Origin of the sequence: Synechococcus sp. WC101 (assembly GCF_047461555.1) — a bacterium.
Lineage (GTDB): Bacteria > Cyanobacteriota > Cyanobacteriia > Thermostichales > Thermostichaceae > Thermostichus.
Map to the genome: position 1 here is coordinate 1 of NZ_JANSHG010000108.1, position 8,883 is coordinate 8,883.

The window sequence follows — 8,883 nt, forward strand, 5'->3', positions numbered from 1 at the left end:
CGTCCTCACTCTTTACCCCTATGTGTATCTCTCGGCGCGGCTGGCCTTCCAGGAACAGTCGGTGGCCTGTTTGGAGGTGAGCCGCTCCTTGGGCTATGGGCCGTGGGCCAGCTTTTTCCGAGTGGCCTTGCCGCTGGCGCGGCCGGGGATCGTGGCCGGCTGTCTGCTGGCTTTGATGGAGACCTTGAACGACTTTGGGACGGTCAGCTACTTTGGGGTCGATACCTTTACCACCGGCATCTACCGCACCTGGACGGCCTTGGGCAATCCGGTGGCTGCCGCCCAGCTCTCGGCGCTGCTGCTGCTGTTGGTGCTGCTGCTGATGGCCCTGGAGCAATTTTCCCGCCGGCGGGCGCGCTACTATCGCCAAGGGTTCAAGCCGTCCCTCACCCGCTACCGTCTGCAGGGGATGCGGGCGGTGGGGGCGTGGCTGGCCTGTGGGATCCCGATTGGGCTGGGCTTTGTCGTGCCGGCCCTGATCCTGCTCAACATGACTCTGCGCCAGGGAGAGTTGGGCCGCCGCTTTTGGAGCTACGCCCAGAACAGTTTTCTCCTCTCGACGATCACGGCGGTGATTGCCGTCTTGGTGGCGGTGGTGGTGCTGTACGGTTTGCGGCTGCAAGGGTTCGAGCAGGCGAGATCTGTCCGGGGCCTGCGGCTGGCGGTGCGGCTGTCTTCTCTGGGCTACGCGCTGCCCGGGGTGGTGATCGCGGTGGGGGTTCTGATTCCCCTAGGGCGGCTGGATCAACTGCTGAGCGACTTGCGGCAGGTGGTACTGCAACAGCCGCCCGGCTTGGTGATCAGCGGCACCATTGTGGCGTTGGTGTTTGGCTACCTGGTGCGCTTTTTGGCCGTTGCCCTGGCCACGGTCGAGGCGACGCTAGCGCGCATTCCTCCCAGCCTGGATGAAGCAGCCCGCAGCTTGGGGCAGGGATCCCTGGGCACCTTGCTACGGGTGCATCTGCCCCTGATGGGAGGCGGGATCCTGGCGGCGATGCTGCTGGTGTTTGTGGATGTAATGAAGGAGCTGCCGGCAACGATGGTGCTACGCCCCTTCAACTTCGATACCTTGGCCGTCCACACCTACCGCATGGCTGCCGACGAACGGCTGGCCGAGGCCGGCGCTCCTGCCTTGGCGATTGTCCTGGTGGGGATTTTGCCGGTGATCCTGCTCAACGCCCAGATAGCCCAGCGACGCAATCTAGGCTCCTCAAATGAAATGAAACGTCTCCCTACTCCCCTCTCCTAGAGGGAGAGGGGTTGGGGGTGAGGGTCGCGGCGCGAGGCGCTTGGCTTTTCTGGGCTAGAGAAGGCTGCCCTCTATGCGTCAGCTTGAGTGCAGGAGTGGGTCACTGGAGGGAAGTTTACAGGGCCTCAGCCCCGGCAACTACCTCCAGGATCTCCTGAGTGATGGCCGCCTGCCGAGCTTTGTTGTAGGCAAGGCCCAGTGTGCGGATAAGCTCGGTGGCGTTGTCGCTGGCGTTGCTCATGGCCGTCATGCGGGCCGCCAACTCGCTGGCCGCTGCTTCCTGCAAAGCCCGCAACAACTGGTTATTCAAGTACAGCGGCAGCAGCGCGTCCAAAATCTGCACCGGATCCTGCTCGAAGATCATGTCCGGCGGCGGAGCGGAAACAGCAGCCACGATCTTGCTGCGCTCGACGGTGAACTCTCCCCCGCGCACCAGAAGGTTAAAAATCTCGTCGTCGCGGGCAGCCAGGCGCGTGGGATCCAGAGGAAGCAGCGACTGCACCACTGGCCGCGAGCTAATCAGCGAGACAAAGCGAGTGTAGATGAGCTCCACCTTATCCACCTTCTCGGAGAGGAAAGCGGAGAGCAGCTCATCCCCAATTTGAGCAGCTTCAGCGGCAGTGGGGATCTGGGACAGATTCACGTAGGTCTTGGCGATGGGGGCAGAGCGGCGCTGAAAATACTGCACCGCCTTGCGGCCCACCAGGTAAAGCCGCACCTGCTGCCCCGTCTCCTGCAGCTCGCGCACCCGCTCCTCGGTGCGCTTGATAACGTTGGCATTGTAAGCGCCGCACAGGCCCCGATCCCCGGCCACCACCAATAGGCCCACGGTCTCAATGGGCCGCTGCTTCAGCAGGGGCAGGTCGACATCCTCCAGCCGCAACCGCGTCTGCAGGCGGTAGAAAACCTGGGCCAGGCGATCGGCAAAGGGACGGGTGGCCATCACCTGCTCCTGAGCCCGTCGCACCCGCGCCGCGGCCACCAGGCGCATGGCCTCTGTAATCTTGCGGGTGTTCTTCACCGCCTTGATGCGGTCGCGAATCCGCTTTAGGTTTGCCATAACCGATCCTCTCTGCTGTGGTCACTGGATGGGGATCCCCGGCAACTAGGCCGCCTTGGCCAGGAAGCTTTGCTTGAACTCCGCGATGGCGGTTTTCAAGATCTCTTCCGCCTCGTCGGTAAGCTGCTTGGTGGAGAGGACGATCTCGCCATACTTGGGATGGGCGGTGCCCAAGTAGGACAGCAGGCCCTGCTTAAAGCTGGAGACTTTCTCCACCGGAATGTCGTCCAAATACCCCCGCGTCCCGGCGTAGATGATGGCCACCTGCTGATCCAAAGACAGGGGCGAGTACTGCGGCTGCTTGAGGATCTCCTGCAACCGTTGGCCGCGGGCCAGTTGCTTCTGGGTAGCTTCGTCCAGGTCGGAGGCAAATTGGGCAAAGGCTTCCAGGTCGCGATATTGCGCCAGTTCCACCTTGATCGAGCCGGCCACTTTCTTCATCGCCTTGGTCTGGGCTGCCGAGCCGACGCGGCTGACAGAGATGCCGACGTTGATGGCCGGGCGAATGCCGGCGTTGAACAGATCCGACTCCAGGAAGATCTGCCCATCGGTAATGGAGATAACGTTGGTGGGAATATAGGCCGACACGTCGTTGGCCTGGGTTTCCACAATCGGCAGCGCCGTCATGGATCCCTCGCCCAGCCGGCTGTTCAGCTTGGCGGCCCGCTCCAGCAGGCGCGAGTGCAGATAGAACACATCTCCTGGGTAGGCTTCCCGTCCAGGTGGGCGCCGCAACAGCAGCGACATCTGCCGGTAGGCCACCGCCTGCTTGGACAGATCGTCGTAGACCACCAGGGTATGCTTGCCCTGGTACATGAAGTACTCGGCGATGGTGGCGCCGCAATAGGGGGCCAGCCACTGCAGCGGGGCCGGGCTGTCGGCGCCGGCAGCCACCACAATGCTGTAGTCCATCGCCCCTCGCTCGCTCAGGATGTTCACCACCTGGGCGATATTGCTCTGCTTCTGGCCGATGGCCACATAGATGCAAATGACATCCTGTCCTTTTTGGTTGAGGATGGTGTCGACAGCAAGGGTGGTCTTGCCGGTTTGGCGGTCGCCGATGATCAGCTCCCGCTGGCCCCGCCCGATGGGGATCAGGGCATCGATGGCGGTGATGCCAGTCTGCAGGGGCTCGTAGACGGAGCGGCGATCGACGATGCCAGGGGCCGGCGACTCAATGAGGCGCGTCTCGGTGCAGTGAATCGGCCCTTTGCCATCGATGGGATTGCAGAGGGGATCCACCACGCGGCCCAGCAGGGCTTCTCCCACCGGGATGCTGGCAATTCTGCCCGTGGCTTTGACGATAGATCCTTCTTGGATGTTGCGCCCGGAGCCGATCAGCACCGCGCCGACGTTGTCTTCCTCCAGGTTGAGGGCAATGCCCACCGTGCCATCCTCGAACTCCAGTAGCTCGCTGGCCATCACCTTCTCCAAGCCGTAGATGCGGGCAATGCCGTCCCCCACCTGCAGGACGGTGCCGACATTGGAGATCTGCATCTCCTGGTTGTACTGTTCGATCTGTTGCTTGATGATGGTGCTGATCTCGTCTGGGCGAATTGTAGGCATGGCAGTCCTCTCGAGGGAATGGGAAGGGATCCAAAATTAAGGAAAAACGCTCGGCCAATCTAGGCTAACTGCAGCGCCAGCCGGCGCAACTGGCCGCGCAGGCTAAGGTCGATCACCTGGGATCCAATCTTAATGATCACTCCACCCAGCAACGTGGGATCTTGGCTGGTCTGGAGCTCCACGCCGCTGGCTTGTGTGAAGTCCCTCACCCGCTCGCGGATCGACTGCTGTTGCGCCTCGGTCAAAGGTACCGCTGTGGTCACCTCGGCCAGGACGATATTTTTGAGCTTCCGCTGCAGCTCCAAGAACCGCTGGCAGACGGCCCCGAGGAACATAATACGGCGACGGTCGCTCAACAGCTTGAGCGCGTTCAGCAGCAGCGGGTGGATCTGGTCGGCAAACACCTGCTGCAACAGGTTTTTCTTGGCTTCCGCCTTGACCAGGGGACTGGCGAGGAATTGGCCCAGCTCCGGCGTGGCCTGCACAACCGCGGCAATGAAACGGATGTCGGCCTCAAAGGTATCCAATAATCCCTGCGCAGAGGCCAGCGAAACAAGGGCTTCGGCGTAGGGATCCACCACTCTGGCGGCCATGGTGCTGCTGATCATAACTTCCCCTTTCCTCCTAGCGGGCAATCATCTGGATCCCCCGTTCAATCAGGCGCTGGTGCACCTGCTCGTTGAGGTGTTGCGGCAGCTCCTGCTCCACCTTGCTCAGGGCTTGGCGCACGATCTGGCGGCGCAGCTCCTGGAGAATTTGCTCTTGTTCGGCAGAGAGATCCCTTTCGGCGTTGGCGCGCAGCCGCTCGATCTCCCGCTCCGCCTGCTGCAACAGCTCCTGCCGGCGGGCTTCCGCATTGGCCTCCGCCTGTTTGCGAATGCGCTCCGCCTCCTGCTGAGCCTGCGCCAGCTTTTGCTGCTCCTCCGCCAGCCTCTCGATCGCCTCCTGCTTGCGCTGCTCCGCCTGGCGCAGCTCCTCGAGGATGCCTTCTCGCCGTTTGGCCAGAGCTTCCCCCACCACCCGGCGGCCCAAAATGTACAGCAGGCTGAGGATGATGGCGATGTTGATTAAGTTGCTTTCCAGAATCGCATCCAGGATCCCCTTTTCTGCAGAACCCTCAGTGGCTTCCGTCACCGGCTCGGCAACGGCCAAAAGCCAAGCGGGCACAAGGCTCCACACCAGCATCACGCGCTACTCCAAAGGAATGTTCAACTGGCCACTTAACGGGCGCTGCCCAACAGCTTCTCGGTGATCTGGGCGGCAATGGCATCCACTTGCTGCTGCAGTTGTTCGAGCGCCGTCTGCTTTTCCTGCTCGATTTGCCGCCGCGCCGCCTCCAGCTTAGCTTGGATCTCCGCCTGGGCCGCCGCCAGCTTCTCCGAACGGATACGGGCCGCAGCCGCTTCCGCCTCGGCGATCACCTGCTGCGCCTGGAGGCGGGCCTGGCCGATCTCAGCCTCGTACTGGCGGGTCAGGGCCATCGCCTTGTCCAGCCGCTCCTGGGCCTCCGCCTGGGTGGTGCGGATGTAGTCGTTGCGGCTGTCGATAACCCGAGTAACCGGCTCGTAGAAGAGGGAGTTGAGCACGGCCACCAGCAACAGAAATTGGACGGCAATGATGGGCAAGGTGGCGTCGAGATCGAAGAGGCCATTTTTCTCGGCAGCTTCAACGGCCAACAGGGTTGAACAGATCATGGGGCCGCACCAACAGAAACGGGATCCAACATCGGACAAGGCAGGGGGCGAACCGGCGCAACAGAGCTATTGATCCGGGCCGCCCCCAGAGACATCAGGCGAAGGGGTTGGCGAACAAGAGCACCAGCGCCACCACCAGGCCATAGATGGTCAGGGCTTCCATGAAGGCCAGGCTAACCAACAGGTTGCCGCGGATTTTGTCTTCTGCTTCCGGCTGACGGGCCAGCCCCTCCATGGCAGCGGCAGCAGCATTCCCCTGGCCCAGACCCGGGCCCAGGGATCCCAGGCCAATTGCCAGAGCGGCAGACAACACAGAAGCAGCAGAGGTTAACGGATCCATAGCAAGATGCTCCTTGTCGTTACAAAACAGATGTTGACACGAACGCAACAGCGTCTTGAGCTTGAGGTGATCTGACCGGAGTAGTCGAGCCGATCGCCTCTTTGTCGGCGGCCTCCAGGCTCAAGCCCTCGGCCCCAACAAACCTTACCAGAGAAGGGATCCCTTGCGACGACCTTTGAAGGAGAGGGGGCGTTGAACTGGGTAGAAGTCCCCACCTTCCCTCCGCAGGTCAATCGTGGTGATCCCCACCCCCATGACCTTCCAGCGCCTCTCCAATGTAAGCGGCCGAGAGGGTGGAGAAGATCAAAGCCTGAATGGCCCCCGTAAACAGAAATAGGATCATCACCGGCACCGGGATCAACAACGGCACCAGCAACACCAACACCGCAATCACCAGCTCTTCTGCCAAGATGTTGCCGAACAGACGGAAACTCAGGGAGAGGGGCTTGGTGAAGTCTTCCAGGACGTTGATGGGCAACAGAACTGGCGTGGGCTCGATGTACTTCTTAAAGTAAGACAGCCCTCGCTTGCTGATACCGGCCACGAAATACATGACGCTGGTGAGCAGCGCCAAGCCGGCGGTGGTGTTGATGTCGTTGGTGGGAGAGGCCAGCTCTCCTTCCGGCAGGGGAATCAACTTCCAGGGGAAGAGATTGCCCATCCAGTTGGAGACAAAAATAAACAGGAACAAGGTGCCAACGTAGGGCACCCAGGGCCGGAAGTTTTTCTCACCAATCTGGGCACGGGCAATGCTTTGGACAAACTCCAGGGTGTACTCGATAAAGTTTTGCAGACCAGCGGGCTCCCGCTGCAGTTGACGAGTCCCCAACAGCACCACGGTCAAGATCAGGGCGATGGCAATCCAACTGGCAATCAAAACTTGCCCGTGAACCGTAAATTTGCCCAGGTGCCAGTAAAGGTGATGACCAACCTCAAGTTCTGCTACCAGAGGAGGAGCGGAGAAGAACAGGTTCATGAGCATCACGCAGAAGAAGATAAACGGGTCAAGGTCTGAACAAGATAAATCAGCAGGGTGACCTTGTAGGTCATGAACCCCAAGAAAATGGGCAAAATCTGCAAAGACTTCACCTGGGTGGCCAGGACGATTAGCCCGACAAACAAAGCCAAACGCGTTACCCCCAGTCGGCTGCGACTTTTGCCCAGTTCCGCGACGCCGCGGCCCAGCATGCGCAGATAGACTACGCCGACGATTGCCCCCAGCAAATAATTGGCAGCCACCGCCGGCGAGTAAACCAAAGCCACCCCCACCGCAATGGCCAGGCTCACCCCCAAGGTGACCAGCACCAACCATAGCTGCAGTGCTTCATAGCTCCTGCCAGCCGTTGTCGCCTTCTCCCGCAAATCCGCTTTGCCCGGGGCAAGCGACGGCTGCAACGCACTCTGGCAGCCCAGACCCGCCTCCTGCTGTGGCGGAGGCGCCGCCTCCTCCAGGGGCGGCAAAGGCTTAGGCTTCCACGGGGTCGCCTTCCAACGGGCAGGACTGTGGGAGAGGAGTCGGGAAGAACGTGCCATGGGAATGAGGTCACCACCTCTGAGGATCTGGCCTTAACCCAAAATAACACGACTAAGTAACAATACTTAACGAGTTGGGCGAGGCCAGGGCGGGATGGAACCTTGCAACTATCGCCTCGAAAGACGACTAGCCCTTCGACAGACGGAGATGTTCCTCTAAGAATTTACCACCTTCGTGGATCGGCAACGGCAAAAATGGAAAACTTTCTGAAAGACCGCGGATGTAAAGTTTTGCCTGGGGTGGCTGAGAAGCTGCAATCTTCTGTTACCTCCTGTTGTTTTGAGGTGGATCCCGCCGATTCTGTTGCTCTATATACTATGGGGCAGTGAGAAGAAAGGGCGAGGATGATCCCAGTGAGTTGGCTGGTCAAGGCGATCTGGGTGGACTACAGCTTGGCTGTAGCGCTGACGGTGGTGCTGCCGTTGGCTCTCCTAATTTGGGCCTTTGCGGTGGGGTTGCGTCCTCTGATTCAGCTCTTGATCGTCTACTGGCGGGTATCCAGCCTATTGGCGGTGACGGTGTATTTGATGATCGGCGGTCTGCCCATCAGTTTCTTGAGCGGGGCGATGGCGCGGCTGTTGATCCCAATGGGTCTGTGGTTCTGGCAGGATTGGAGCACTGCCCTTGAGCAGTCGAGAAGCGGGGCGGCGCGAGCTTTTTTGCTCTGGCGCTGGATCTTGACTGGCTACATGGGGATTGGGATCCTCTTTTCGGGGGCCTTTGTGCCCTGTGCCTTCCGGGCTTCCCTATCGGCAGAGTGTCGAGCTTGGTTTGAGCCGCCGCTGGGGTTTCGAGAAATTTTCCATCCCAATGTGCCGCCGGAGCTGCTGGGGAGCGTGGGGGCCTGGGGCTTGGTGGCCTACCTGCTCTACAGCGTCTACTTTGTCTGGCGGCTGCGGCCTGGCGCAGACAGGGGGGAGCTGGCATGAGTGCTCTGCCCTGGCCGCTGGCTCTGGAGCGCTACAGCCAGGCCCACCCCCAGGAGGTGCTGCGGGTGGAGGTGGAAAGCGAGGGGGAAGCTGATTTGGTGCTGATCTACCGTGGCTATAGCTGCTCCCTGCAGCGGGCTACGCCCCCCGATCCAGAAGTGGCGGTGATCCCTCCCCAGGCTCGCTTTTTGCAACTGGAGCGCCTGAGCGCTCCTTATCACCCTGAGCGCTCGCAGGTTTTGGCCCTCTACCGAACCTGGGAGGAGTTGAGGGCTTGGCTGATCCAAGAAGGGATCCCCGTGGCCGAGTGAGCAATTCCCGGTCTCAGCGCCCCACTGGACTGGGCTGGCGCTGCAGGATGGTGTATTCTGCCGGCTGCAGAAGAGATTGCCCTGTCATCTCGGGGGGCTGAGGCAGGCCTAGGATCTCGAGCAGGGTGGGGCCGACATCGGCCAGGGTGCCGCCAGAGCGCAGCTTGACATCGCCACCGCGACCAGGGATCTTGCGCCTT

At 61.0% G+C, this 8,883-nt stretch carries 11 protein-coding genes and 1 pseudogene; 3 read left to right on the forward strand and 9 right to left on the reverse strand.

Going from position 1 to position 8,883, the window contains the following annotated elements; all coding sequences use genetic code 11:
- On the forward strand, nt 1-1,249 hold a 1,249-nt coding region (locus NW809_RS08445; protein WP_414401937.1), incomplete at its 5' end, for an ABC transporter permease.
- A gap of 115 nt (nt 1,250-1,364) precedes the next feature.
- Here NW809_RS08445 and NW809_RS08450 read toward each other — a convergent pair.
- The 8 genes from NW809_RS08450 to NW809_RS08485 all read right to left on the reverse strand — a co-directional run bounded on the left by NW809_RS08450 (nt 1,365) and on the right by NW809_RS08485 (nt 7,442).
- Nucleotides 1,365-2,309, reverse strand: coding sequence for a F0F1 ATP synthase subunit gamma (locus tag NW809_RS08450; RefSeq protein WP_011430926.1), 945 nt, complete (start codon nt 2,307-2,309; stop codon nt 1,365-1,367).
- A 45-nt stretch (nt 2,310-2,354) separates the two neighbouring features.
- A complete protein-coding gene (gene atpA, locus NW809_RS08455; RefSeq protein WP_011430927.1) occupies nt 2,355-3,875 on the reverse strand; it encodes a F0F1 ATP synthase subunit alpha in 1,521 nt (506 codons plus the stop codon).
- 59 nt (nt 3,876-3,934) lie between these two features.
- Nucleotides 3,935-4,483, reverse strand: coding sequence for an ATP synthase F1 subunit delta (gene atpH, locus NW809_RS08460; protein WP_011430928.1), 549 nt, complete (start codon nt 4,481-4,483; stop codon nt 3,935-3,937).
- Nucleotides 4,484-4,499: 16 nt separating this feature from the next.
- The gene (locus NW809_RS08465; protein WP_049749774.1) at nt 4,500-5,060 is read right to left on the reverse strand and encodes a F0F1 ATP synthase subunit B; all 561 of its coding nucleotides are present in this window, start codon (nt 5,058-5,060) and stop codon (nt 4,500-4,502) included.
- 35 nt (nt 5,061-5,095) lie between these two features.
- Nucleotides 5,096-5,569, reverse strand: a complete 474-nt coding sequence (locus NW809_RS08470) for a F0F1 ATP synthase subunit B' (RefSeq protein WP_011430930.1) — start codon at nt 5,567-5,569, stop codon at nt 5,096-5,098.
- 94 nt (nt 5,570-5,663) lie between these two features.
- Nucleotides 5,664-5,909 carry an ATP synthase F0 subunit C gene (gene atpE, locus NW809_RS08475; RefSeq protein WP_011430931.1) on the reverse strand — a complete coding sequence of 82 codons (246 nt, stop codon included), beginning with the start codon at nt 5,907-5,909 and terminating at the stop codon, nt 5,664-5,666.
- Nucleotides 5,910-6,138: 229 nt separating this feature from the next.
- Nucleotides 6,139-6,885 carry a F0F1 ATP synthase subunit A gene (gene atpB, locus NW809_RS08480; RefSeq protein WP_011430933.1) on the reverse strand — a complete coding sequence of 249 codons (747 nt, stop codon included), beginning with the start codon at nt 6,883-6,885 and terminating at the stop codon, nt 6,139-6,141.
- 5 nt (nt 6,886-6,890) lie between these two features.
- On the reverse strand, nt 6,891-7,442 hold the full coding sequence (locus tag NW809_RS08485) for an ATP synthase subunit I (RefSeq protein WP_228375272.1): 552 nt from the start codon (nt 7,440-7,442) through the stop codon (nt 6,891-6,893).
- A 345-nt stretch (nt 7,443-7,787) separates the two neighbouring features.
- On the opposite strand from NW809_RS08485, the gene NW809_RS08490 reads away from it, so the two are divergent.
- Together NW809_RS08490 and NW809_RS08495 are read left to right on the forward strand one after the other, a co-directional pair.
- Nucleotides 7,788-8,372 (forward strand): DUF3177 family protein, encoded by a 585-nt coding sequence (locus NW809_RS08490; protein ID WP_099812974.1) that lies wholly within the window; start codon nt 7,788-7,790, stop codon nt 8,370-8,372.
- Nucleotides 8,369-8,683, forward strand: coding sequence for a hypothetical protein (locus NW809_RS08495; protein ID WP_099812972.1), 315 nt, complete (start codon nt 8,369-8,371; stop codon nt 8,681-8,683). Before NW809_RS08490 ends, NW809_RS08495 begins: the two co-directional genes overlap by 4 nt.
- 13 nt (nt 8,684-8,696) lie before the next feature.
- Here the strand turns inward: NW809_RS08495 and NW809_RS08500 are convergent.
- Nucleotides 8,697-8,883, reverse strand: a pseudogene (locus NW809_RS08500) (2,3-bisphosphoglycerate-independent phosphoglycerate mutase); the annotation flags it as partial.